Here is a 25,513-nt window from a genome sequence, read left to right as displayed (position 1 = left end):
GAGCCGCCTTTTTTCAAAGGCGGCTCTTGCTTTTTTTTATTCTAAATGAATATGTGATAACGATTATTTAGTCATTACACTTTTCACAATAGAACCACTATCGGTATGAATATGCAAGAAATATTTGCCTTTCGCCAAATCAGTTAAATCAATACTGAAAGCAGCGTTGTTATTTACATTTTTCCGTGTAAAATTGCGAATATTTTTACCCATCATATCAATTACTTCTATGCTCACATCGCGAGTTTCTACATCTTGAATGTTGATTTCAAATACGCCATTGCTCGGATTAGGACCCACTTGAATATTTTGGTTGAGCAATAAATCGTTTAAGCCAATAAAAGGAGATTCGCAATCAACATCATAAGAGCAAGCAGCATTATTACCACCCGGACCTGCTACAACGATATTGCGGTCTTTAGTAGCTTCGTTGCCACTATTGTCGCTTACTTTATAAGTAAGTTTGTAGGTACCCGGAGTAGATTCACAAACTTCGCCTGTTACTACTACCTGTGCGGTTACGTTGCCGTCAATAGCATCAATAGCGGTATAGCCCGGCTCAGTAAATTCTGTATCACAAGTATGGAATATAGTAGCACCGCTTGTAAGCGTAATTACCGGAGCAGTGGTATCTACTACATTTACCACCTGTGTTACGGTAGTAGTGTTGCCGGCAGCATCTGTAACGGTATAAGTAATAGTATAAGTGCCTGCCTCTTCCAAATTTACATCTTCTACACCAGTTACTACTACATCTGCCGATACATCACCATCAACATTATCTATGGCAGTAAAGCCCGGAGCTACAAACTCTGCACCTACGGCTGCTTCAGCTTCAATAGTACCTCCGTCTTCCAGCGTAATTACCGGACCATCAGCATCTTCAGTAATGACCTCTACAGTACGCACTAAATCGGGAGCTTGGTTGCCTGCATTGTCTTCAACGTGATAAGTAAGTGTGTGAGTGCCGGGTACTGCGATATTTACCGTACCTTCTACGGTTACAAAATCAGAAGCAGGGCAACCCAAACCATCATAGCTATCTTCTACAGTTATACCCGGATCTACAAAAGAAGTATTTACCAAAACAGCCATATTAGCCGAACCATTCAAAGTGGCAACAGGAGCTTCGGTATCCAATGCTTGTACCGAAACGGTCAAAGTATCGTTTTTAGAGTTTCCGTCAGAGTCAGAAATCGTAAATATTTCTTCTTCATCAACAGAAGCTGCAGTATAAACAATTTCTCCGGCTACTTGGAGATATTCATCAGTCAAATCGCCATCAGGATAGTCGGTTACGCTCACAAAAGTAGATTCCAAATCAATAGCGCAATCAACTTTTGCATTCAGATTGAAAAGACGGAAAATCTGAGGGCAAGTGCTTAAAGCATTGGTAGGATTTACAATTGAACCAACAGGAACTGCTTGGTATATCATATCATTTATGTTAGATACGTTTCCTACTTCGTCATGACTTTCGAATAAAACAGTACCTGTAAAATTATCTTTTTGATACAGCAAGTGAACATTATCATCCACTCGGCGGGCGATAGCTCCATATACATCATCAGTAGTAGGGCTATTGGTTACATTAAGAGGACCCACCCAAGTCATACCGCCATCGTTTGATTTAATCATATAAATATCACGAAATGGCTCTCCTTGTGAATCCAAAGCACCATCAACTACCGCAGAATAAGAAAGATAAAGTACACCGTTGGCATCAATACCTGCACTTGGCATAGAAACCAAAGCATTGCGGTGTTGTGGGTTTGTCTCATCTTGATATTCACAATCGCCGGTAAAATCCTGCAACACAGTATTGCTGATAATTTCGGGTGCTTCCATGCTGCTGTTCCAATACATCATACCCTGTCCGGTAGAAGAGAAATACCTAGCACCTGCTGTTTCTCCTATTGTAGTTCCTTCTATCCACACACGGCGACCATACCAAACGTGGAGGGTTCCATTATCATCAATCAAATTTTCAAAAGCACCTTCTGAAGCTACCACAGGCAAAATTTCGCCGTTAGAGCCATCAGGGTTGTATGCAATATTACCATTATCTACTAATTGGAAGAAATCCCAGCTATCACCGCCATCTTCAGACCACCACACCACAGGTGAGTAGGTATGTGCTACGATAGCTACTTTATCGCCGTTGGCATCAAGTGCATAAGCATCGCCGCCGAAGATAGAGAACGTTTCAGGATTCATATTAGGCAATTGGAATGCCTCCCAAGTATTACCGTTGTCTTTGGAGCGCAAATAATTCAAACCGCCATTCACATCATAAATAGAAGCATTTAAGCGGCTGGCAATAACGTGAATGGTATTTCCTACCACTGCCGAGCGCGCCCAAGTGCCTCCTGCATCTAAGTTCACTCCTGCTGCATTATTCAAAGAAGTCGAAGTCCATTCAGAGGCTCCTGCATCTTTGTAGGTGAATACCAAACCACTTGCGCCGCTATGAGAAATAGCAAACAAACGACCCGAAGCGGTTTCTCCGATTGAAGGCCAGCCGGTGCGTTCATCTTCAAGGCGTTCTACAGGAAAAGCCCCCACAGTACCGTTTACAACCTGATTAAAAGCTGTTCCACGGCCAGGGTAAGTAGCATCATCTGAGGCAGGAGCAAAAGTCCAAGCTACGGATACAGTACCATTGCCATGATTAATGATGCGCTCCTCAATCGATTCATTAGTTTGCAGGTCATAAATGGTTTCTCCCACTTTAACCTGCCCGTTCATTGCCACTAAGGGCAAAAGCGAGAAAAGGGTAAAAAGTATTTTTTTCATTGTTAAAAAGAAAAGGATAAAATAAAATGAATAAATATTTGTCTTTTAAAAAAACTTGTAACGGCAAGATATACGCACTTAACGAGTATATCAAATAAAGGCTAAAATTAATACTTTTTTTTAAAAGATAGGGTGCGTTTGCAAAAAAATGACATTCATCACACCTGCAATTTACATCAAGTTCTTTTATTTTTTGTTGCTCTGCCGCTTTTGTTGCTCCTGTGCTTGCTCCATCATATCCTGAAGGCGTTTCTGAAAACCGGAGGTTTGTCGGGGTTTTTTCTGATTTTCAGCTAATTGTTTTTTGAGGTCGTCTTCTTTTACCACATATTTTTTCAGATACCATTGTTGTATCATATTCAATAAGTTAAACAATGTGTAATAATACGTCAATGCTGCCGGCAGACTGTTGAAAATGAACAACAAAAATATCGGCATAAAATACATCATTATTTTCATTTGCGCCGCCTGCTGCCCTACATTATCTTTCATACTTTGATACATAGAGAAATAAGTGAGCAATGCCATCAATACGGTAAACAAACTCAGGTGGTCGCCCAAAAACGGAATTTTAAAAGGAAAATTAATAATGGCATCATAGGAAGACAAATCTTTTACCCACAAAAAAGACTCTTGACGCAATTGAATGGAAGAAGGGAAAAAGTTGTACATCGCCAACAAAATAGGCAGCTGAAACAATTGCGGCAAACACCCACCCAAAGGATTTACACCTGCCGAGTTGTAAAGTTTCATTTGTTCCTGTTGTTGTTTTTGCATATCATCGGGGTATTTTTGCTTAATGGCTTCTAATTCGGGGCGCAATACGTTCATTTTTGCCATTGCTATATATGAGCGATAAGTAAATGGCATAATGATGATTTTGATAAATAGCGTGAGCAAAAAGATAATAATGCCGTAGTTGCTGAAGAATTTTTCGAACAAATTAAATACAGGAATGATGAGAAAGCGATTTACCCAGCCAAAAATGCTCCAGCCCAAATTTACCAAATGCTCCAAGCCTATGCCTTTGGAGCGCAAAGTCTGATAGTCGTTGGGACCGATATAAAACTGCATCGGCAGGGTAAAATTCGGAGTTGCCTCATAAGAAACATTCAACAATGTAGCAAAACTCTTAACCGTAAGGCTGTCGGGCGCATCGGCGGCAGGTGTTTGTACTTGCAGCGATTTGAGTTCAAAGTTGAGGGCATCGGCGGGGTTGGCATCTATGAGGGTTTGGTTGAAAAAACGCTGTTTGTGTGCCACCCATTGCACTGTTCCCACATTTTCTTTCAGGTCGTTGCCCGTGTAGCTCAAAGCCTCCACTTCTTCTTCCTTATCGCGGTAATAGGCCGATGTATGGGAACGCTCATCATCTAAAGTACGCTCTTGTTTCAACAACTTTTGATTCCATAATATTTGAATAGGCGCACCGGTACTCATACGGTTATTAAAGCCCACCAAGCGTGTATCGGCTTGCACAATATATTTATTTTTACCTAATTTATAACTTTGTTCTATATAAGAAATACTATCAGCATACAGGCGATATATTAAAGCGGTATCGTTTTTTTCGTGAAGGGTAAATAAGAAATCGTCAGACGAAAACTTATTATTGTTCACAAACATTTCAAAATGCCAGTCGTTGCTGCCTGCCTGTATCAATTGAAGGGGCTGTTTTGCAGCCGTTTTATAATTTTTGAGGGTGGCACTTTCCAACTGCGCCCCTTTGTTGGTAAAAGTAAGTTGCAGCAAGTCGTTTTCCAATACGGCAACAGCAGCTTTTGCGATGCTGTCTTGATGAAAACTCTGCAATAAAGCAGGAGCAGTAGAGGTGGCAGCAAGTGCCGCTGCTGTTGTTGGTGCAGCAACAGCTTGTGCAGTAGTATCGGTAGTAGCTGCGGAGGTGGGTTTTTCAGGTGGCTTGGCAGGGTTAAAATACTGAAACCCTATCAGAATGACCATAATCAAAAAAAACGCCGTGAGAGTATTTCTATCCATTCTTTAATTTGATGTACTATAAAAAAATTGCTGCAAAAGTATAAATTTTAAACACAATCGCCAAAAGTTGATAACAGTAGCAAGCAGAGATTATAAAAAACCTCTACCTATCAATAAAAAAATAAGCATATTTGTTGAAAAAAATAAATATTGTAAGATTTTTTTATGGACGATGAACGATACTTATCTTTTGAAACCGAGCGACTTTTGTTGCGTCCTACCCTGCCGGAAGATGCGCCACTTATCCTCGAAATGCTCAATACTCCCAAATGGTTAGAGTACATCGGCGACCGCCATGTACACAACCTGAACGAAGCAGAAGCCTATATACAAAAAAGAATGTTGCCGCAGCTACAACGTTCAGGCTATTCCAATTATACGCTCATTCTCAAACATACACACACCAAAATCGGGGTATGCGGCTTATACGACCGCGAAGGGCTGGAAGGTATTGATATAGGTTTTGCGCTGCTGCCGCAATACGAGCAACAAGGTTTTGCCTACGAAGCAACGAGCCGAATTTTGAGAGCTGCTTTTGAAAATTTCAATATTACTGTTGTTCAAGCCATCACTACTCACAACAACCACGCCTCTCAACGATTGTTGGAAAAGTTGGGTATGCAATGTATAGGCACTACACGCTTGCCCGATGATGATGAAGAATTATTATTGTACAAATTGATTTTAAAATAACAAAAGAACTGTCGCACACTATAATATAGCGTGCGACAGTTCTTTTGTTGTTCTTTTATAATTTTATACTCCTACCTACTATGGGAATACGCCCAAAGACATATAAGATTGTGCTACTTTATCAATGGCTACATAAAAAGCAGCAGTACGCAAATCTTTCGCTTGCGGGTTGTTTTTCCATACATCGCGGATAGAATGATAAGCATTTATCATTGTTTCTTCCAAACCGGAGTTCACCAAATCAATTTCATCAGCACCTTTGGTGAGGAACATTTTTTGTTCTTTTTCAATGTTTCTGCCAGTGAGTTTTTCTACTTCCGAAATAATTTTGTCGAAGGCGGTTTGTTGGAAGCGTTTGTCCATACGTCCGAAGCGTACATGCGAGAGGTTTTTAAGCCACTCAAAATAAGAAACAGTTACACCACCTGCATTCAGGTACATATCAGGAATCATAATTGCACCTTTCTGCAATAAAATAGCTTCGCCTTCGGGAGTTACGGGACCGTTTGCGCCCTCTGCAATGATTTTTGCTTTGATATTCGGTGCATTTTCGCCGTGAATTTGTTGTTCCAAAGCAGCAGGCAACAAAATATCGCACTGCATTTCGAGGGCTTCGCGGCGATCTTCAAAGTTTTTGGCTTTCGGATAATTCATAATACCGCCTTTGTTTTCTTTGCGATATTTTGCCAAATCTTCTACATCAATACCTTTTTCATTGTAAATAGCACCATCGTACTCAGCTACGGCAACGATAATAGCTCCTGCTTCCTGCAAAAACTTAGCTGCATAATAGCCCACATTTCCCAAACCCTGCACCACTACTTTTTTACCGTCCAAACCGGTGCTGAGTTTGAGTGCTTTCATATCTTCGGCGATATTGCAAGCCTCGCGCAAACCGTAGAAAATACCGCGTCCGGTGGCTTCGGTACGACCGCGCACACCGCCTTGCTCTACGGGTTTTCCGGTTACGCAACCGGCGGCATCTATATCTTCGGGGTGATACGACACATAGGTATCCAAAATCCAAGCCATTTCGCGCTCGCCCGTGCCGTAATCGGGGGCGGGTACATCTACTGCCGGTCCGATAAAACGTTTTCTAATTAACTCGGCAGTATAGCGGCGAGTGATGCGTTCCAATTCTTCTTCGGTATATTCGCGCGGGCTTATTTTTACACCGCCCTTGCCACCACCGAAAGGCACATCTACCAAAGCACATTTGTAGGTCATCAAAGCAGCCAAAGCCATTACTTCGTCTTGGTTTACTTTGGAGCTAAAGCGAATACCGCCTTTGCAGGGAGTTTTGTGGTGGCTGTGCTGCACACGATAGGCTTCTATCACCTGAATACCGCCGCGCATACGCACCGGAAAGCGCATTTGATATACGCTGTTACAGGATTTAATTTGTTGAAGCAGTCCGGGGTCATAGTTCATAATACCCGCTGCTTTGTCAAAGTACAATTCTACACTCTCAAAAAAAGAGTATTTCGATTTGGAGTTGCTCATGCAATGAGAATATTTTTTGTAATTAAATAAATATTTGATGTATTAGGGAATATATATTTATTATGCAGAGAGATACTGAAAAAAGGCAAGTTTCACTCATTTACCATTTATCAGGATTGTTTTTATTGTTTTTCAATTCTTTTTCTATTTGTTTCACCTGACTTTCTATAAAAAGCAAATACAGGGCTATTCCGACAAATAAAAGCAATAAAATAGCCACCACCACATAAATTTTGCCATTGCTGCGCATAATATCTGCCATTTCGGGCTGTTGTTTTAAAGCAGGAGCAGCAGTGGCAAGGCTATCGGCGGCGGAGGTTTGTGCAACGACATAAAGGGTATGCAACAATAATAAGGTACTAAAAATAAATTTTCGGAATGACCAATGTGAAGGTATCAACATCATATAATTTCTTTCATTTTATAGTTAATAAAAGTGAGTCTTGCCCGCAAAGAGGCAAGCCACAAACCTAAAAGTGTCCAGCCTATCACAGCCGGATAAAATACCAAACGCATCGTATAATCTAAATCATACACCACAAATCCACTGTTACCGCCGTTGGCAGGGTGTAATGAGTCGGTAAGGCGCGGCACTACAAACAACAAAGGCAGCATAGCAAAATAAGCGAATATATTATACACTGCCGATATTTTGGCGCGTTTTTCCAAATCAGGAACAGAACGGCGCAATACGTTATAAGCTAAATATATCAAAAGTGCTATCGCCGACATATTTTGTTTTACATCGCCATTCCACCAAGCCCCCCAAGTATATTTAGCCCATAACATACCCGTTGTAAGCCCCAAAATACCAAACAAAATGCCTACATTGGCTGTTTCGGAAGCCAATATATCTTCGGTAGCCTGAGAGCTGCGTAAAAAACGAATACTATGTACTAAGGAAAAAGTAAAAATGATAATCATACCGAACCACATAGGCACGTGGTAGTACAAATTTCTGATGGTTTCGTTCAAAATATCCAAACGCGGCGCAGATATTAGCAACCCCCCGATGATGCTATAACCTATCAACACGAGCGAGAGCCATTTCCAATAGCTTTTATAAAGAGGAGCGGGAAGCGAAGCAACAGCCATAAAAAGGAAGCAGAATAGTGTGTGATTAAAACGAATTACGGTTTATTAAAATAATTAAATAACAAACTATTAACAGCAAAACTGAAAAACGCCGTGGGGTTGCATTGTTTTTCAGCCATCTTTTTGTGTTCAATATCAAAGCCTTTGCTGCCATATAGTCATCTTTTTATAAAAAAATTTTCCGTTGATTAATCCCGCCAAAGATAAGGAAATAAGATAAATGATAGTGAAAATAAAATGACATTAATTGCCAAAAGTATAGATAAATTTTTACTATAATTCAGGTCAGTTTCAGGAGACACGGCTGCCGTACTCAAAGCAATCAACAATGACAACAAAGGAATAATAATAGGAAACGCCAAAATGGGCATCAGAATACTGCTGTTGCCGCCGGCTTTGGCAGCAATGGCAGCCACCAACGTAAAAGTAAGCGAAAAACTTAAAGCCCCCAAAGCAATTGCCGCCACAAATACCCACGGCTGCTGCACCGGAAATCCTAGAAACAGGCTGTAAACGCTCACACCCAAAGCCGCAATAGTACCCAGCAACAGTGTATTATAGACCATTTTGGAAATAATCACCGCTTCGGGGTGCAAAAGTGTATAATAATACAATTGGCGGGCGGCGTGTTCCTGCACAAAACTTTTAGCTACGGCATTAGCCGCCGCAAACAACAAAATAATCCAAAGTACGGTCATCCATGTGGTGGCTTTCATCTGCAAAAAAGCCATATATACCAAAAACACACTACTGCTCACATACAGCAACAAGCCGTTAAGTGCATAGCGTTGTCGCCACTCCAAACGAAAATCTTTGAGCAGCAATATCCATATTTCGTGTAGCAGCGTGCTTTGTAGCATAATAAGGGCAAAGGTAAAAAATGTTTTTCAGAAGTCCGTTAAACTTTGCATAACTTTGTATGTTGTAAAATATACAAAAAAAATTAAGCATTTAATTAAATAAAATGAAATTTTCTTTCGTATTATTGATAGCTGTTGTCTTGCAATGTGCTGCTTGCAAACAGAACTCCGACCCTGCCGCCCACACACCAAACAGCACCGCAGCCGACAGCACCGCAGCTATCGGTGATTCTGCGTTGCTGGCACAAATTCAACGACTGAATACGCAAATCGGAAAAGACAGCAGCAATGCCGAACTTTATTTTATGCGCGGTATGGCACAATGGGAAAATCGCCAATCTGCCGCCGCCCTCGCCGATATGAACAAAGCCATAAACTTAGATGCCACTGCCTCCAAATATTACCTCTCCGCCGCCGATATGCTCCTGCAAATGCGCGACCTCAACACCGCCAACACACTTTTGGAGCGCGGCTTACAACAGTCCCCCGACAAGCCCGAAAAAATCGCTTTTCAGTTGGCACGCAATTATTTTATCCTTAAACAATACGATGAAGCGATGGCAAAAATACATGCCATTCTCAAAGAAAAACCCGAATTTGCCGAAGCTCATTTCCTAAAAGCCTTGATTTACAAGGAAAAAGAAAACACAAACGCAGCCATTTCTGCTCTACAAGATGCAATCAGCATTGATAATAATTACTACGATGCTTATATGCAATTAGGCTTATTGTACAGCGAAAAGAACAACCCTTTGGCAATAAAATATTTTGACAACGCCTTAAAAACAGATACCGCCAGTACCGAAGCGCAGTACGGCAAGGCAATGTTTTATCAGCAACGCAAAGATTATAAACAAGCAAAAAAGATATACCGTTCTATGTTGCGCAGCAGCAGCCAGCACGAAAACGCACTTTACAATTTGGGTTATATTTTATTGGAAGAAGATTCGGTGGAGTTGGCTGAAAAACATTTTGAAATAGCCACCAAAGTAGCTCCTTCCTATGCTGCAGCTTATTATATGCGCGGCTTGTGCGCCGAAACACGCGGCGACACCCGCACAGCTTTGCAATACTACAAACAAGCCCTTACTTTCAAAAATGATTTAGAGCCGGCAGCCGAAGGCGTGAAGCGGTTAGATGTAAAAAATTAATTTTTTAATTAAAAAAAATTAATCGCCACTGCAAACATACTGAATAAGATTAGCTCCCATTTGTAAGGCTTTGAGGCGCACTTCTTTGGGGTCGTTGTGAACTTCGGGGTCTTCCCAACCATCGCCCAAATCACATTCGTAGCTGTAAAAAAGAGCCAGCCGACCCTCTATCAGAATACCGAAGCCCTGTGGTGTTTTGCCGTCGTGTTCGTGGATTTTGGGCAAGCCGTTGTTAAAATTAAATCGCTGATGATAAATCGGGTGCGAAAAAGGGATTTCTATCAACTCTTTATCGGGGAATATTTTTTTTATCGCCGCGCGCGCATATTTGTCCATTCCATAGTTGTCGTCTATATGCAAAAAACCACCCGCTTCTAAATAAGTGCGTAAATTTTCGGCTTCGGTGTCGGAAAATACCACATTTCCGTGTCCGGTCATGTGTACAAAAGGCAAATTGAACAATTCCGCACTACCCGGCTCAATCGTTACAATGTCGGTTTGGATATTACTGTTCAACTGTTCGTTGCAAAATACAACCAAATTGGGCAAACTGCTCGGATTGGCATACCAATCTCCGCCGCCGTTGTATTTGAGCAAACCTATTTTTACGGTGCTGGCTTTATTGTCGCCATCGCCGCCTGCCAAAACAGAAAAAGAGCATATCATCATCAAACCCAAAAGAAAGAGTCCGAAAAAGCGTGTTTTTATCATCAATCAAAGGAAAATTATTACTACTAAAAAAACACTGCAAATATGATGCAAAGTTTTGGGTTTTTGGTGTTAAAAAATACTAATCGCGTATCCGGCGAAAACAAGGTGTGCGGAGAGTGGCACAAATTATATTTTTTTATCTCACCACAGCCTTTGCTGTAAGCATTGTGCCGCGCTCGCCACGCAATTGCACCACATACAAGCCGCTGCCCCACTGCTCCGTTTGCAAGCGCACAACCTGATATCCTGCCCGCAGTTGTACGGTATAATGCATTAATATTCTGCCGTCTGCTGCTGTTACACAGAGCATTGCGTTTTCATCTTCGGGCAGCAAATAATGTAAAAACGTACCCTCTGATGCATCGGTAGGATTGGGACTGACGACCACAGCAGCACCAAAATTCATATCGGCATCATTATTATTGCCTGTTTTTCCGCCGCTGATATCGTCTTTATCGCCACACAATGGATTTTGAGGTATCCACTGCCCACCTGTAAAAATTGTATTCGTTGATGATACATTGGGAAAGTTTATCACAAAAGGCGGAAAAACGGGCGGTATGGGATTTTCTTCAAATACAATATCAAAAGATCCGCTCATCAATTTTTCTTCCTGCGTATTTGCCACCCGTGCGATAGCACGATAGTAGAGCCGAATGGTATCGGAGGCAGTTATTAACGTAGGGCGATGTATAATATAGGCATTTTCGCTATCGCTCCATTCAAATACTTCGCGAGCCTGTTGAAAAATCGGGTCACTACATTCATATAACATAGAAGGAAGTTCGTCAATTGCCATCATTTCTACCCACAGCAATTCATCGGCATCATCAGATAACAAAGCAGTTTTCAGCGCAGCGGCTTCTATCAGGTAGTCGTCATTCTGCAAAAGACTGGCTGGCAGTATATCAATACTAGCATCATATATTGTCGGCTCCCAATAAACGACATCGCAACTTCCATAGCCATCATAAGGAGTATATATATAACAGGTTAATATATCCCACATTCCCGAAAAACAATTTTGAGTATATATTTCAGGAAAAAAGCGTTTTAAATGATAGGTTGCTCCGCTGCAATGGTCAATCAGCAGGATATCGCCAAGAGGGAAAAAATCATAATTTTCCAATACAGCACTTACCGAATTATTTCCGTTGATATTTGGTACATCTATTGTAGTTGGGTCATAGCCGCCCTCCCAAGTAATGCTAAACCCTGCTGCACAATTATCTAAAAATGTAATATACATACTCCATTCATAGTCAGGTTGCATTATGATACTATCTACTTGGAAAGGAGCATCTGCTATCCACACATCAACTGTATCGCTGCTACCTGTTGTAGAATTGATAATAGAATAACAAATTTTATCCGGCAAAATAGCATTTTCGGGCAATGTGTAGGTAGGTATCCCTTCAAAATCACTCAAAAGCACACCGTTATCGCTTACAGGGCAAACTGAAAATGTATTGTACGAGTAGCCTTGATCATTTGACAATAATTGTTGCCGAATTTCGCTATCAAATACAATACCTTTTCTATCACGAAAAATATACAGTGTATCGTCGTTCGCCTGTGCTTGCAAGGCGGCAGATGCCCATAAGAGGCAACAACAAAAAATTAAAAGATTTTTCATAGGATTATATGTGTTTTTATTTTTTAAAAAATATAAATAAAGTGCGAAAATGGTTATTGTGTGCTGAACTCAAAGTAATTTTTTATTTTTTCTTTTATTATTTGGTGGTTTAATATTGTAAATTTTTCAGCATTGGGAATACGATAATGCTGTTATTTTTTTTATCCCTTATTAAAAACTATGATAAATATAACGCAATATTTTAATTCAACAAATAAAAAAATAAATCAATATTAAATAATGAGTGTTGATTACTCCCAAAATACAGCGATAAGTGCTACGCTCCTATTATGTTTTTATTTAATCAATTTTAGTTTGTTCACCACAAAAAATTATTCAACATTAATGACCTTTATTATTTATCAGATTTTTGAAGCATAAAGCCAAAAGTAGAACCTACTCCCAATTTGCTGCGCACCCGTATATGCTGTTGGTGAGCCTCTATAATATGCTTTACGATAGCCAGTCCCAATCCGGTGCCCCCCATCGCCCGCGAGCGGCTTTTATCCACACGATAAAAACGGTCGAACACATGGCTCAAATGCTCTTCACTGATACCGATACCGTCATCAGAAACTTCTATCAAAATATTAGAAGCCATATCATAAAAACCCACTTGCGTAATACCTCCGCCTGCCTTGCCATACTTAATGGAATTATCAATGAGATTGACGAGTACCTGACGTATTTTTTCTTTATCGGCGTGCACCCAATAATGCCCTTCGCAGCCTTTTTTTACAGATAGTTTTATTTTATTGGCATTGGCTTTTATATCCAACATTTCAAAGATTTCTTTGGTGAGCTGGCGAATATCAAAGCGTTGTTTTTCCAATTGATACACGCCGTTTTCGAGCAGGGATATATTTTCCAAATCTTCTATGATATGTATCATGCGCTCAATGTTGTTGTCGGCTTTCAGCAGGTAATCTATATTAATGGCGGGGTCGTGGAGTCCACCGTCAATGAGCGTTTGTACATAGCCCTGAATATTAAAGATGGGGGTTTTGAGTTCGTGCGATACATTGCCGAGAAATTGTTTGCGATAGTTTTCCATCTGTTCGAGGCGCACGATTTGTTCTTCTTTTTTCTCTGCCCATAGCACCACTTCCTCTTCTACTTTTTTATAAATATCCTCGTTCATATTGATATGTAATACGCGCTGTTTTTTGTCTTTATCGTATTTTACTTCGCTGATACTTTTGTAAATAAGTTTGATTTTGCGGTAAATAAATTCTTCGATAGCGGCACGAAATAGCAAAAAAGCCACAGCAAACACAAAAAAGGCGATACCAAAAACCGCCGGCACAGATAGTGCCTCATTGTTGAAAGCAAAGCGGTAAACAAGCAGCAGTATAAAACACAGTGCCGCTATCACGGCAGAAGTGCCTAATGCTACTTCGTTGGGTGTGGGATTTTTGTTGCTCATACTATGTAAGCAATGATTAATTTTTAATGATAAATAGTAAATATAATAACTAATTAAAAATCAATTTTTTATAAAAAAAGTATAAATAAACTCTACTCGGCACTTATTTTTATTTTTCACAAATATTATAACGAAAAAGCCTCTACAAAAAACATGTAGAGGCTTTTAAGTCATCAGTTTATTTATTATACCTTTTTATTTTCTATAAAGGAGTAATGGTATAAGAATTACCTCCGTTGGCAATAGTTACTTTAACAACAGGTTTAAAAGTATTACCTCCATCAGTATCAACATCTGGGTCGGCACTGGTAATAATATTCTCAGATGTTTGTTCGTACATTTGATTTTCAAACAAAGCCGGGTTGTGTAGCAGTGATTGAAATTGGAAATGCAATAGGGTCTCCACTGGTAGGGCGTATATTATTAATATATAGATTTGCCCAGAGATAGTAATCTCCGTCATCTAAACCCTCCAATGTTAAATGTTCAGGGCAGGCACCTGTAGCAGCACCATAAATACCCAAATCATTTTCTTCTACATCAAATACATAAATATCAATATCTACACTATCACACAATTCTGCGGCTGCTCCATCTACCATAACTTCGCCTCCCAATCAAAGTAAGGTCTAATTTGGGCTGTACAGCATTCAGCAATTCAACTGTAAATGACTGGCTTGTATAATTTACATTAGCAGTCCTATTATCACCTATTGAAAGAGTAAAAGTTTCTGTTTCCTCTATTTCATCATCTCCATAAATTTTAAGTTCACCTGCTGCAGAAGTACTATATGCAGGAATAACTATATCATGAGAGAAATCAAAATCAGTTCCTTCCTCTGCTGTACCACCCGTTTGCGATCTATCTATATGAATATCTGCTGCTTGTGGTTTATCTAAAGTAACTACAAAGTTAAATGTCGTATCTTGCTCTACGATAGAAGCAGGCGGATTGAAACTAAGCGTAGCTTTGGCATCACTGGCTTTAATGATACTATATCCGGTATAGTCCTCCTTTTTTTATCACAAGATGTAAATGCCAAAAACAAAAAAGTATAAATAAGGCAAATAGATTATTATATTTCATGGTATGATTATTTTTAAATTAGTAAAATAATTAATCAACGATCTTTTTCAATACCTCATAAAATTCACGCGGGCCTGAACCATCAATATAGTAACCATAGGAAAGATAAAGAATATCTTCTCCATTCACATCATCTAACATTACATAATTAGATGCATCACCGCAAGGGGCATTTGCCATATCATTGGGATTGCTTTCGCAAGTAATCAAATAATCACCTCTGCCTGTTACTGTAAATCCTTCGAATTCAGCAGGATAGCTTGTTTTATTTTCGCTATTAACTACGAAATAGAATTTAGCTTCATCTCCGAAATCTGCGAATTCAAAAGGACCAAAGCCTTCATGCAAATAAGTGGTACTATTTACGGATTTAATGATACGGGTAGATCCATTCCAACCTCCATTATCGACACCTAAACGCCAATAGGTACTTGCTATTACTTCATAAGTACCCGCCAAGCGCGTAGAAACAGCCACGCTGGTACTGGCAGTAGTAGAAGAGTTGGTATGAGACTTACCGGTGCTGGTATGAGATACATAAGTAAGCACCCAGGTATCACCAATATTCAATTGGGTATCATCCGCGGGGATTTCGCTGCCATTAGCAAAAGTTAAACCCTGACGCAGCTCATTATAATCAAAGGTATAAGATAAGATATGGGTTTCTTGATTACTGACCGTCAAAGTTTTCCATAAAACATTAGCAGTTGTACCCGCTGCGCCTTTGAACTGTTTATAAACATCTATAGAAGATGTTTTTACTTCTCCTTGATATACTTTTAAACGAGATTCATAAGTACCTGTACTTCCCACTACATAGTTCATAGAAGAATTAACAGGATCTACTAATCCGCCTTCTACCGCATTTGCTGTCACTAAATCATCTTGTTCTTTATCACAACTTGTAATAAAAATCAAAGAAAACAGCAAGAAAAATATTAAAAATTTATTCTGTTTCATGCTTATAAAAATTGAACGTTAGAAAATTGCGGATTAATTCATCCACCATACTTTAGTTGTTAATAAATTAGGACCTTGGTTTGCAACAGCAGCATCATAATTAGCAGCATTAACAGACTGCTCAATACCCGGATATGTATAACGGGAAGGAATTTCGTTGAGAACCGCTTCAATAGCTGCTTGTAATACCGGATATTGGGTTCTTCTCCATTCAGTCCAAGTTTCAATACCTTGGCAGTATAAGCCTAACCAATTTTGTTCTGCTATTTGTTTTAAACCGTTACCAGCACTATAAGCAACAACAGCCTGACTTAAATAAGCATCTGCATCTCCGCTGGTTAATCCATTGGCTTCAAAAGATGCTCTTATCCCTCCATTGTAGTAATCAGCTGCACTACCGCTAATTAATCCTCTTTGTGCAGCCTCAGCCATCAAAAACTGTAATTCTGAATAAGAAAGGAAATAAGCAGGAGCTTGGGCACGCAAGTAATAATCACCGACAGCAGACACATTCGTATAGTTATAGTCATCATTAGGCACATTTTCAATACCTGCTGGTTTGCCGCGATATTGTCCGGCTTCGTTAGGAGCTACATATATAGGCAAGCGTGGGTCATTTAAAGAAGTAAGCATATTTACCAATACCTCATTCACTTTAAACTCATTTCGTGTGCCAAATACAATAGTTTCAAAAATAGGATTGGCGTTGGGGTCAGCAGACAAATATGCCAACTTAGCTTCATCGCTATTAGAAGCAAACATTTCTCTGGTATTCACCAGCTCTTGTAATTGAGTGGCTACATCTTTTTTCCTGAAATACGCATTAAGCAACGGAATTTTAAAGAGTTAGCGAATTTTTTCCATTTCATATAATCTCCGCCATATACCAAATCAGAAGTAGCCGTGATAGTAGCTCCATCAGCTGTCAATAAAGTATTGGCTTCATCTAACATTTGCAAAACACCGGTATATACATCTTCTTGTTTATCGTATTTAGGAGAAAAAATACCTTCATCTGCTTTCATTGCTTCAGAAAACGGTATATCACCAAATACATCTGTTAATAAAGCGTATCCGTAAGCTTGCAATACTAAAGCAACACCTTGCATATTTTTATTTCCTTCTTCAGTAGCAATTTTTTGCATGCTGCGAGCATCGGATATTACAGATTCATAAATATTCTTCCATACCAAATCAGTAATAACGGTGCCGCGAGGAACATAACGTTCTTCATCATTATATTGTACTTTTGACCAATGTTGTCCCCAACAAGATCCCATATCTCCACCTACAAAAGTGCTATACATAGAGTTGCCCAGTACACGAACGATATCGGCGGTTAATAAACCTGAAGGAACAGAACTAGGCTCATTTGGGTTGTCGTTAATTTCTTCAAAATCTTTATCACAACCAATAGCAAAGAATATAGATAATAATATAAAAAGACTTAACTTTCTCATATAGTTTATTATTTAATAGATTAGAAGTTAAAGTTAACATTGAAGCCTATACTTCTGGCAGAAGGTAATTGGCCAAATTCTTGTCCTTGCTCTGAAAGATCACTGCTAAAACTGGTTTCAGGATCAATATGAGGCGCATTTCTGTATAAGATAGCTAAATTACGTCCTACTAAAGACAAGCTTGCTCCTTGGAAAATTCTCTTTTTAAACCAACTGTTCGGCAATGTATAAGACAATGTAATTTGGCGCAATTTTACAAAAGAAGCATCAAATACTGAACTTTCCGCAATAGCATTTGAATAAGCAGCTTTATTGTATGTTTCTGCGGATACAACTACATCATTTGCTACATAATTAGGTTCGGAGGCAGTTCCGATGTTTTCACACCTTCACCTACGATACCACTCACGACCCAAGAGTGTTTCTTCCAACACACCGGAATAGCGACCCCAAGTTGTAGTCATAGAATAGATATCGCCACCCATTTTGGCATCAATTAAAGTGTACAATTGCCATTTTTTATAACCTAAATCAAATCCGATACCACCTGTCCAGTCCGGTTGTATATTACCCAATACTTTATATTCCGAATCGTATTGAGGAATACCGTTCTCATGAATAATGTTACCATTTGGATCTCTTTTAAAAGCTGGACCTACCAATACGCCATGGCATACCTTCGCGTGCTTCTAAATTAACGTTCCATTGTCCGCCCAAAATCAAGGATTCCAATCTGATAAAGAAACTACTTTATTTTTATTTCTGGCATAATTTACAGTAATATCAAAGTTCAAATCTTTAGTTTTGATTACATTGACACCTAATTGTAATTCTATACCTTTATTGTTTGTTTCCCCTACATTTTGGTATGCTTTAATATAACCAGAAGCAGCCGAAACCTCTACCGGAACGATTAGGTCCTGATTACCTTGATCATAATAAGTAAAATCTACTTTTAAGCGATTTCTAAAAAAGCGCATATCTGTACCAAACTCTGTAGAGACAGTAGTTTCAGAAAACAAATTCGGGTTATTTAAATCAGAAGGGTTATAAGGCAATAATGTAGATCCCCAAGGGTCTTCTCTGAAAGAGTAGGTTTGAATCAATTTATAAGGCTCCAAAATACCCTTAGAACCCGCTTTTGCCCAACTTGCGCGTACTTTCCAAAAACTAAGTACATCTGATTTTATATTAAACAAATCAGTCAGAATACCACTCAAAGATACGGAAGGATAGAAAAATGAATTATTCTCTATAGGCAATACGGATGCCCAGTCATTTCTACCGGTTATATCTAAGAAAATAAGATCGCGGAAACCAAATTGAGCCGATCCAAAAATACTATTAATGGCTTCATCTGTTCTTTTGTTGGTTAAAACGGCAGTAGTTCCTGATTTTACATTTGATAAGTTATAAATACCGGGTAATTCCAACTGGTAACTTCACCTACTATACGGCTTAGTTTTTGACGCATCATATTACCTCCAATATTTAATGTCAAATTAAAATCAGGTGTAACACGACGATCATAAGTAAGCATGATATTACTGTTATTTTCAGTATATCTTCTGTGAATTTCACGATAGTAGCCTTCTTTAAATTCATTACTGCCTTTTGCTTTTTGTTCTGTCATAATAAATTCCAAAAATCGGTTCCTGTTTTTGCAGTAATGCTCAAATAATCATTGATGATATATCTTAAATTAATATTTCCTATTAAATGGTCTTTATCCAATTTATTTAGGTTATTATGCAATGCCCAATAAGGATTATTTTGGAATACGGTATTCCAGTTGATAGGAGTACCTGCGGCGGCAGTTCCTGCGGCAGCTAATGGCAAGTTTTCATAGTCTTTTAATAAAGAGAAATCCACATTACGTCCTGACCATATCATTTGTTGAACAGGGTTTTCATTGGAATAACCGCCAGTTGGTAAATTACCGCTTAACGCCTTAATATAATTAGCAGAGAAGCCTATTTTTAAACGACTCGTAACATTCGCATCAGCACCTACCGTAAAATTATATTTTTTATAATCGGTATTAGGAACCATACCTTTTTGATCACTAAGACCTAAAGACAAACGATATCCTACATACTCATTAGCTCCTGATACACTGAGGTTATTGCTGGTAGTAACACCAGTTTCATAAAAGTCTTTAATATTATCCGGTACTGATACCCAAGGAAGTGGCTTGCCATCTACGGTATAAGAGTTCCATTGAGTAAAAGATAAACCGGCATCTAATGGTGGTCCCCAGCTTTCATCTACACCGCCGTCATCATTTTGTCCGTCAATCCATTCAAAAAAAGTAGGGTCAGGACCCTGACCATAAGAGTTTTGGAAATCAGGCAACACCAAAGGACGCTCAAAAGTAGTAGAGAGTTAAATGTAATACCTAAACCTTTTTGACTGGCTTTACCTTTTTGGTAGTAATTTCAATTACACCATTTGCACCGCGCATACCATATAAGGCTGTTGCAGCGGGTCCTTTTAACACGGTCATGTTTTCAATATCATCAGGATTAATATCAGCTACACCATTGGGTGTATCAAATCCACCGCCGTCGTCACTCGTTCCATAATTTGTATTATCAATAGGAATACCATCAACAACAAATAAAGGATTACTGTCGCCGGTAATAGATGCTGCAACGCTACTACTATACGAGACGAAGAGCCAACAGCACCCGAACTGTTGTTAATTTGTACACCGGCTATTTTACCGCTTAAGGTATTGATTAGATTTGATTCTCTAGCTTTTATCAAATCATCGCCTTTTACTGCCTGTATAGACGATCCAATCGTTTTATCTCTTTTAGAAATACCCAAAGCCGTTACTATTACCTCATCTAAACCGACTGCATCTTCGACGAGTGTAACATTAATACTGTTGTTACCTCCAATTTCTTGCTCAGAAGTGGTATAGCCTAAAAAGCTAAATACCAAAGTTTTTGCATTTTCCGGAACTTTGATGGTATAGTTACCGTCTATGTCGGTAGCCGTGCCCAAAGTAGTTCCTTTTACTACAACATTCACGCCCGGGACCACCATGTTGGTATCATCAACAACAGTACCCGTGATAGTGCGTTGTGCCACTACCTGCACTACAAAAGCACAGCAAGCAGCACCATTAAGTACAATCTTCTCATAAATTTTACTGTTTTTTGAGTTAAGTGTTAGTCTAAAGTTGTGCCAAAGTTAATGTTTTTTTTGAAATTTTGTTTTTTTTAACATTTTTTTTACATCACCAACATTGTTTAACACAGCAAAAAAATGAAAGAATATAATAAAAATATATTTAAAATAAAGAACCTTGTACAGCACTGTCATCTTGCCAAAAATCTAAAAAAGATACAGATATACTGCCATTTTCTTGCAGTTGTTCTATAAAATATTGTGCGCTGTAAGGATTTATTTTTTCTTCGGGCTGGTGGATAAAGAAATAGAGGGTTTGCAATCCGGCGGCTTGCCACTCCACCACGCGCTGCGCCCACGCCCCCAATCGCGCCGACTCGCCGGCTGCACCCCCATTGCCTACAAAGCGCACCATAGCCGTAGATGTGGTGAGTCTGCCGTGGGCTGCCGCCCGCACTCCCGCCGTATCAGTAGTGAGCCACGCTATGCCCGCATTGCGCAGCAGATGCACAGTTTTTTCCTGTTGCTCCTCTGCAAACCACGCCGGATGCCGCAATTCCAACGCCACCGGCAAAGTGGGCGGTATGGCGGATAAATATTGCTCCAGCACCCCCGCCTGATTAGGTGCAAATGTGGGCGGCATCTGCAAAAATGTAGTTCCCAAATGCTCACCGAAAGCCGCCGCCACCTCAAAAAACAAAGCACTCGCCGCCGCACAATTGAGCAACTGCGCCTCGTGGCTGATCGACTGCGGAAATTTGGGGCAAAACGAAAATCTCGGGGTACACTGTGCAACCATTTTTCTATCTGACTCCAGGCGGGCAGCGCGTAGTGCGTGGCGTTGAGTTCTACGGTATTGAAATATCGGCTGTAATGCTCCGAGTAGCGGGCGGCGGGAGTTTTGGGCGGAAACAAAATGCCCTCCACGCTTTGTTGCTCCACACCCCGGACAACCTATATAAATATGTAGCTTCGTTGGGGCAGAAGACTGCGGACGAACGGCTTGCAAAAAAGCAGCATCGGCGGCACGCAAAGGCGGCACACTGAAATCCACCTGCGGCAACTGTTCCAAAGGCAATTTTCCGAAGTCCATAAATGAATTGAATGTTTCTTTTAGATTGGGGCGTGATTCGGTTGGTAAGAGTTTTCAGGTTTTGTAAAGAGAGTAGCTTCACTAATTTTAATTCAGAGCGCAAAGCTCTACAAATTTGCACACAATACAATAGAATCTATCAAAGTATCGCTGCCTGCCTGACACACACACAACCAAAATCAGCGGTTCGTTGTCGTTATCGTTTCATCATTTTAAATTCTAAAATATCAGCAGGTTGGCAATCAATGCTTTACAAATGGATTCCAAAGTGCTAAAACGAATTGCTTTTGCCTTTCCTGTTTTTAAGATAGAAAGGTTGGATAATGTCAAATCAACTCTTTCAGAAAGTTCATTCAGAGAGATTTTACGCTTTGCCATCATCACATCTAAATTCACAATGATTGGCATAGTTTATACTGTTAAATCGTTTTCGTTTTGAATTTCAAGTCCTTTCTTCAATTTATTTTTTGATAAACCTTCGGTAAGTGTTCCTCCAGACCTGAGCACTCCAACTTTGTCAAAGTTAAAAGACTGCTGCATTTGGCGTGCGTACCCCATAAAACACCCCTCCTCCAAGTTTTTTTTACTGTATAGCTTGCAGCAAAGCGGCATCTATCTGCTGCCCCATCGCCTGCGCTTTATCGGCATCGGCTTTGGCTTGCGCTTTGTTGCCGAGCATCAAATGAGCTTTGGCTCTTTCGGCATAATTGCCCCAAATTGCGGCGGTCTGAGGCTGCCGCCCGATCTAAATCCGCCAACGCCAATGCCCGGACGGCTCAAAGATTATAACACAAAGCTCTTTGGTAATAAATTTCAGCCTCTTGCGGCAGCAGGCGTATGCGACTGCTATGGTCTTTGATGGCGGCTTCGTAGTTTTGCATCAGATAGTGCAGCAAGCCGCGGTTCATATAGCCTTTTTCCTGTGTGGAGTCGAGTTCCAAACCTTTGTTCAAATCTTGCAGGGCAGCGGGAAAATTATTTTTCGCCCCATAAATAGCCCCACGACTTACATACAGAGGCGCGTATTCCGGCGACAACTCAATGCCTTTGTTGAAGTCGGTAAAGGCTTTTTCTATATCATTCAGCGAAAAATAAGCCACACCTCTGTCGTTATACACTTTACCGTCTTGTTTTATATCCAAACTTTTATTGAAGTCGACGATAGCTTTGTCGTGACCTTTTTGTCTAAACGGTAGCTGCCGCGACTGTTGTAGGGTGTGGTTAATTTGTCGGGATTGACGGCAATGGCGTGTGTCCAAAGGGTTTCGCTGTTTTTCCACACCTTCATATATTGCGCCGTGCGATAGCCCAGCAGCAGCACATATACTGCAGCAGCAGCCATATATAAGCCCTGCTGCGAAGGGTGGGCACTGATGCCGCGCTCTAAGAGCACCGCAAAAATGAAGAAAATGCCGATATAGGGCGATATAGGTGAAGCGGTCCGTAAAACCCTGCCCCGCACTCAATATCTGCAACATAAACATCACATTGACGAACAACAAACCGAATAGAAAAGGTCTTTTGTCGGATTTCCACAGCCAATAGCAGAGCGCAAAAAATGCCATCATTCCGAAGATACCCAAATAAAAATACGCCGGAATAGGATTTTTATAGCCATACAAAGGGCTCATTTCGTAGGATAAACTGCTTTATCAGATACACACACAGCGTATAAGCTCCCAACACCACGCGCTGCGAAAGGAATAAATTTCGCCGTTTTGCAATACATTGTATTGTTTTAAAATAAATCCACCGCAATTGCCAGCGATACGGCGAAAAAGGATTTTTCAGCGCAAACGGGGGGCTTTTTTGCGCCGGAGCAAATAATCAATGGCGAGCATAGAAAGCGGCAGACTCACCGCTTGTATTTTTGACAAGCCCGCCAAAACCGCCAACAGCAACAGCAGTACATACAAGCCCCATTGCTGCGAGCCTCGCCAAAAACGAGCATAGAGCCACAAACACAATAAATAAAAGAAACCGAACAACACATCTTTGCGCTCCGTGACCCACGCCACCGACTCCACGCGCATCGGTGAATGCAAAAACCAAGCCGAAAACGCCGCCGGGCGGTAAGCCCAAGGCGCAAAACAACAAAAACACCAGCACCGTATTAGCGGTGTGCAATATCCAGTTTTGACGATGAAAATCTTCGCCGCCTTTTTCTATTTTATAGCCCAAAATATGCACATCTACCGCAAATGAAAAAATAGTGAGCGGGTTGTGCAGTTGCCATTGACGTGGCGCGTAAACATCGCTTGCAGATGCTCTTTATCCCATTTATCAAAAACTGGTTTTCTGAACGGTTACATCATCGTCCCAATTCACAAAATCATAACCCAAAATAGGTTTGAACAGCAATAAAGTAATTACTGCCAAAGCAAGTGTCCACGCCCAGATATAAGAGCCTATGGCGGCGGCAGAAGAAGAAGCGGAAGAATGTTGCATACAGAAAAAACAATGAAATACAAGGTAAAAAACAAAACCTTAACAGCGCAAAATATAGGAATATCGTGTATGTTGAAAGCAAATAAAATGAAAAGAGAACAGAAATATAAAAAATACAGCTGCCTCGCTCAAATTTCGGGCAGCGAGGCAGCTGTGTATATTGTTTTTTAAAAAAAGAAAATCAGTTGATGCTAAAATCCCTGCACTCCATTGACGGTGGTGTATTTCAGGGTGAGTTTTGTCAGGATTAATGCGTTTCCACGCCGACTGCACCATCAGCGTAGCCTCACGTGAAAACCACACAAATCGGTTTCAACTTGCCCTCGTAGGTATTGATGTCGCCGATGGCGTAAATACCATCTACGTTGGTGCTGTAATCAACGGTATTCACTTCTATGGCGTTTTTGTTAATGTTTAAACCCCAGTCGGCGATGGGACCCAACTGCGGCGACAAACCAAACAAAGGCACAAAGTGGTCGGTATCGTACCAGCTTTCGCCCTGTTCATCTTGCTTGATAAACACTTGTTTGAGTACGCCGTTGCCTTGCAAATTGACCACTTCGGCGTTGGTGAGAAGTTTTATCTTTCCGTTTTGTGCCAGATGCATCACCTTTTCCACACTGTCGGGTGCGCCTCTAAATTCGGTGCGGCGATGCACAATAGTTACCTCTGAAGCCACGTCTGCCAAAAAAACCGTCCAGTCCAATGCCGAGTCGCCGCCGCCCGCAATCACCACGCGCTTATTGCGATACAATTCGGGGTCTTTGATGATATATTCTACGCCTTTGTCTTCAAAATCGCCAGTTGGCAATGGGTGGTTTGCGAGGTTCGAAGCAGCCCAAGCCGCCCGCAATAGCGATAACCGGAGCAGCGTGGCGTGTTCCGCGATGTGTGGTAACACAAAAGCGTCCGTCTTCCAATTTTTCTATGCGCTCGGCACGTTCGCCCAAAGTAAATCCGGGCTGAAAAGGCGCAATTTGCTGGAGGAGATTTTTTACCAAATCGCCCGCCAGAATTTCAGGAAAACCAGGTATGTCGTAAATGGGTTTTTTGGGATAAATTTCGGTACATTGTCCCCCCGCCGCCGGCAGCGCATCAATGAGGTGACAACGTAATTTTACCAAACCCGCCTCAAATACCGTAAACAAACCGCAGGGACCCGCGCCAATGATGATAATATCCGTTTCTATCATTTTTTTATATAAAAAAGAATGTGGTTGCAAAATGCTATAGCTCTTATACAGAACAATAAAAGACCTCCAACGTTGCACCGGCAGCAGTTGAAAGTCTTTTTTTTTTTATAAAATAATTTTTGATGGCAAAAACAAATGACATCGGTATATCTTTTCGTTATAAACAAAAAGCGGCGCAAAGTTAGCCTTTATTCATCAGATATTCAATTTTATACGGCGAAGTTGTGCAAACTTTCTTTATAGAATCAATATACAAGCATCGTTA

General features: G+C 40.4%; 29 protein-coding genes and 2 pseudogenes. 2 read left to right on the top strand and 29 right to left on the bottom strand.

The features are described 5' to 3' along the window. Positions 1-63 precede the first annotated feature (63 nt). Together IPL35_13575 and yidC are read right to left on the bottom strand one after the other, a co-directional pair. Entirely contained in the window at positions 64-2,796 is a 2,733-nt protein-coding gene (locus IPL35_13575; protein MBK8444369.1) for a DUF5011 domain-containing protein, read from the bottom strand. A gap of 186 nt (positions 2,797-2,982) precedes the next feature. After that, on the bottom strand, positions 2,983-4,794 hold the full coding sequence (yidC, locus tag IPL35_13570) for a membrane protein insertase YidC (protein ID MBK8444368.1): 1,812 nt from the start codon (positions 4,792-4,794) through the stop codon (positions 2,983-2,985). Positions 4,795-4,959: 165 nt separating this feature from the next. Between yidC and IPL35_13565 the strand changes: the two genes are divergently transcribed. Beyond that, positions 4,960-5,487, top strand: a complete 528-nt coding sequence (locus IPL35_13565) for a GNAT family N-acetyltransferase (protein MBK8444367.1) — start codon at positions 4,960-4,962, stop codon at positions 5,485-5,487. Between the two features lie 78 nt (positions 5,488-5,565). Here the strand turns inward: IPL35_13565 and IPL35_13560 are convergent, their stop codons facing one another. From IPL35_13560 to IPL35_13545, 4 genes are all read right to left on the bottom strand, one after another. After that, complete coding sequence (locus IPL35_13560) at positions 5,566-6,990, bottom strand: Glu/Leu/Phe/Val dehydrogenase (protein MBK8444366.1); 1,425 nt, start codon at positions 6,988-6,990, stop codon at positions 5,566-5,568. 100 nt (positions 6,991-7,090) lie between these two features. Beyond that, positions 7,091-7,396 (bottom strand): hypothetical protein, encoded by a 306-nt coding sequence (locus IPL35_13555; GenBank protein MBK8444365.1) that lies wholly within the window; start codon positions 7,394-7,396, stop codon positions 7,091-7,093. Next, entirely contained in the window at positions 7,393-8,085 is a 693-nt protein-coding gene (ccsA, locus tag IPL35_13550) for a cytochrome c biogenesis protein CcsA (protein MBK8444364.1), read from the bottom strand. Before ccsA ends, IPL35_13555 begins: the two co-directional genes overlap by 4 nt. Positions 8,086-8,273: 188 nt before the next feature. Further along, positions 8,274-8,930 carry a heme exporter protein CcmB gene (locus IPL35_13545; protein ID MBK8444363.1) on the bottom strand — a complete coding sequence of 219 codons (657 nt, stop codon included), beginning with the start codon at positions 8,928-8,930 and terminating at the stop codon, positions 8,274-8,276. A gap of 119 nt (positions 8,931-9,049) precedes the next feature. Here IPL35_13545 and IPL35_13540 point away from each other — a divergent pair, with 119 nt between their 5' ends. Then, entirely contained in the window at positions 9,050-10,096 is a 1,047-nt protein-coding gene (locus tag IPL35_13540; protein ID MBK8444362.1) for a tetratricopeptide repeat protein, read from the top strand. A gap of 18 nt (positions 10,097-10,114) precedes the next feature. On the opposite strand, the gene IPL35_13535 is transcribed toward IPL35_13540, so the two are convergent. The 23 genes and pseudogenes from IPL35_13535 to IPL35_13425 all read right to left on the bottom strand — a co-directional run bounded on the left by IPL35_13535 (position 10,115) and on the right by IPL35_13425 (position 25,248). Next, complete coding sequence (locus tag IPL35_13535) at positions 10,115-10,807, bottom strand: DUF4159 domain-containing protein (protein ID MBK8444361.1); 693 nt, start codon at positions 10,805-10,807, stop codon at positions 10,115-10,117. Positions 10,808-10,943: 136 nt separating this feature from the next. Further along, complete coding sequence (locus tag IPL35_13530; protein MBK8444360.1) at positions 10,944-12,443, bottom strand: T9SS type A sorting domain-containing protein; 1,500 nt, start codon at positions 12,441-12,443, stop codon at positions 10,944-10,946. A 355-nt stretch (positions 12,444-12,798) separates the two neighbouring features. Next, positions 12,799-13,869, bottom strand: coding sequence for a sensor histidine kinase (locus IPL35_13525; GenBank protein MBK8444359.1), 1,071 nt, complete (start codon positions 13,867-13,869; stop codon positions 12,799-12,801). Positions 13,870-14,071: 202 nt separating this feature from the next. Next, positions 14,072-14,209 carry a hypothetical protein gene (locus IPL35_13520; protein ID MBK8444358.1) on the bottom strand — a complete coding sequence of 46 codons (138 nt, stop codon included), beginning with the start codon at positions 14,207-14,209 and terminating at the stop codon, positions 14,072-14,074. 7 nt (positions 14,210-14,216) lie between these two features. After that, positions 14,217-14,486: a hypothetical protein gene (locus IPL35_13515; GenBank protein ID MBK8444357.1), complete on the bottom strand. Its 270-nt coding sequence runs from the start codon at positions 14,484-14,486 to the stop codon at positions 14,217-14,219. Next, complete coding sequence (locus tag IPL35_13510) at positions 14,440-14,862, bottom strand: hypothetical protein (GenBank protein ID MBK8444356.1); 423 nt, start codon at positions 14,860-14,862, stop codon at positions 14,440-14,442. Before IPL35_13510 ends, IPL35_13515 begins: the two co-directional genes overlap by 47 nt. A gap of 124 nt (positions 14,863-14,986) precedes the next feature. Beyond that, positions 14,987-15,916: a hypothetical protein gene (locus tag IPL35_13505; protein MBK8444355.1), complete on the bottom strand. Its 930-nt coding sequence runs from the start codon at positions 15,914-15,916 to the stop codon at positions 14,987-14,989. A 33-nt stretch (positions 15,917-15,949) separates the two neighbouring features. Then, complete coding sequence (locus IPL35_13500; protein MBK8444354.1) at positions 15,950-16,747, bottom strand: SusD/RagB family nutrient-binding outer membrane lipoprotein; 798 nt, start codon at positions 16,745-16,747, stop codon at positions 15,950-15,952. Next, the gene (locus IPL35_13495; GenBank protein MBK8444353.1) at positions 16,714-17,376 is read right to left on the bottom strand and encodes a SusD/RagB family nutrient-binding outer membrane lipoprotein; all 663 of its coding nucleotides are present in this window, start codon (positions 17,374-17,376) and stop codon (positions 16,714-16,716) included. Before IPL35_13495 ends, IPL35_13500 begins: the two co-directional genes overlap by 34 nt. 20 nt (positions 17,377-17,396) lie before the next feature. Then, complete coding sequence (locus IPL35_13490; GenBank protein MBK8444352.1) at positions 17,397-17,612, bottom strand: hypothetical protein; 216 nt, start codon at positions 17,610-17,612, stop codon at positions 17,397-17,399. 153 nt (positions 17,613-17,765) lie between these two features. Then, the gene (locus IPL35_13485; protein MBK8444351.1) at positions 17,766-17,951 is read right to left on the bottom strand and encodes a hypothetical protein; all 186 of its coding nucleotides are present in this window, start codon (positions 17,949-17,951) and stop codon (positions 17,766-17,768) included. 144 nt (positions 17,952-18,095) lie between these two features. Beyond that, entirely contained in the window at positions 18,096-18,809 is a 714-nt protein-coding gene (locus IPL35_13480) for a TonB-dependent receptor (GenBank protein MBK8444350.1), read from the bottom strand. Next, positions 18,773-19,009 carry a hypothetical protein gene (locus IPL35_13475; protein ID MBK8444349.1) on the bottom strand — a complete coding sequence of 79 codons (237 nt, stop codon included), beginning with the start codon at positions 19,007-19,009 and terminating at the stop codon, positions 18,773-18,775. The genes IPL35_13480 and IPL35_13475 overlap by 37 nt, the downstream gene beginning before the upstream one ends. Next, entirely contained in the window at positions 19,006-19,737 is a 732-nt protein-coding gene (locus IPL35_13470; protein ID MBK8444348.1) for a hypothetical protein, read from the bottom strand. The genes IPL35_13475 and IPL35_13470 overlap by 4 nt, the downstream gene beginning before the upstream one ends. Positions 19,738-19,774: 37 nt before the next feature. Further along, positions 19,775-20,020, bottom strand: a complete 246-nt coding sequence (locus IPL35_13465; GenBank protein ID MBK8444347.1) for a TonB-dependent receptor plug domain-containing protein — start codon at positions 20,018-20,020, stop codon at positions 19,775-19,777. Beyond that, a complete protein-coding gene (locus IPL35_13460) occupies positions 19,912-20,484 on the bottom strand; it encodes a carboxypeptidase-like regulatory domain-containing protein (protein MBK8444346.1) in 573 nt (190 codons plus the stop codon). Before IPL35_13460 ends, IPL35_13465 begins: the two co-directional genes overlap by 109 nt. A gap of 513 nt (positions 20,485-20,997) precedes the next feature. Then, positions 20,998-21,456 carry a DUF72 domain-containing protein gene (locus tag IPL35_13455; protein MBK8444345.1) on the bottom strand — a complete coding sequence of 153 codons (459 nt, stop codon included), beginning with the start codon at positions 21,454-21,456 and terminating at the stop codon, positions 20,998-21,000. Positions 21,457-21,803: 347 nt separating this feature from the next. Next, positions 21,804-22,015, bottom strand: a pseudogene (locus tag IPL35_13450) (helix-turn-helix transcriptional regulator). 368 nt (positions 22,016-22,383) lie between these two features. Beyond that, positions 22,384-22,749, bottom strand: coding sequence for a tetratricopeptide repeat protein (locus tag IPL35_13445; GenBank protein ID MBK8444344.1), 366 nt, complete (start codon positions 22,747-22,749; stop codon positions 22,384-22,386). Next, positions 22,740-23,000: a hypothetical protein gene (locus IPL35_13440; GenBank protein ID MBK8444343.1), complete on the bottom strand. Its 261-nt coding sequence runs from the start codon at positions 22,998-23,000 to the stop codon at positions 22,740-22,742. The genes IPL35_13445 and IPL35_13440 overlap by 10 nt, the downstream gene beginning before the upstream one ends. A 394-nt stretch (positions 23,001-23,394) precedes the next feature. Beyond that, entirely contained in the window at positions 23,395-23,640 is a 246-nt protein-coding gene (locus tag IPL35_13435) for a glycosyltransferase family 39 protein (protein MBK8444342.1), read from the bottom strand. 250 nt (positions 23,641-23,890) lie between these two features. After that, the gene (locus IPL35_13430) at positions 23,891-24,055 is read right to left on the bottom strand and encodes a hypothetical protein (GenBank protein ID MBK8444341.1); all 165 of its coding nucleotides are present in this window, start codon (positions 24,053-24,055) and stop codon (positions 23,891-23,893) included. A gap of 191 nt (positions 24,056-24,246) precedes the next feature. Then, positions 24,247-25,248: pseudogene (locus IPL35_13425) on the bottom strand (NAD(P)/FAD-dependent oxidoreductase). Between the last annotated feature and the right edge of the window lie 265 nt (positions 25,249-25,513).

Source organism: Sphingobacteriales bacterium, assembly GCA_016711285.1.
In the GTDB taxonomy this organism is placed as follows: domain Bacteria; phylum Bacteroidota; class Bacteroidia; order Chitinophagales; family UBA2359; genus JADJTG01.
This window is presented reverse-complemented; position numbering and strand designations above follow the sequence as displayed.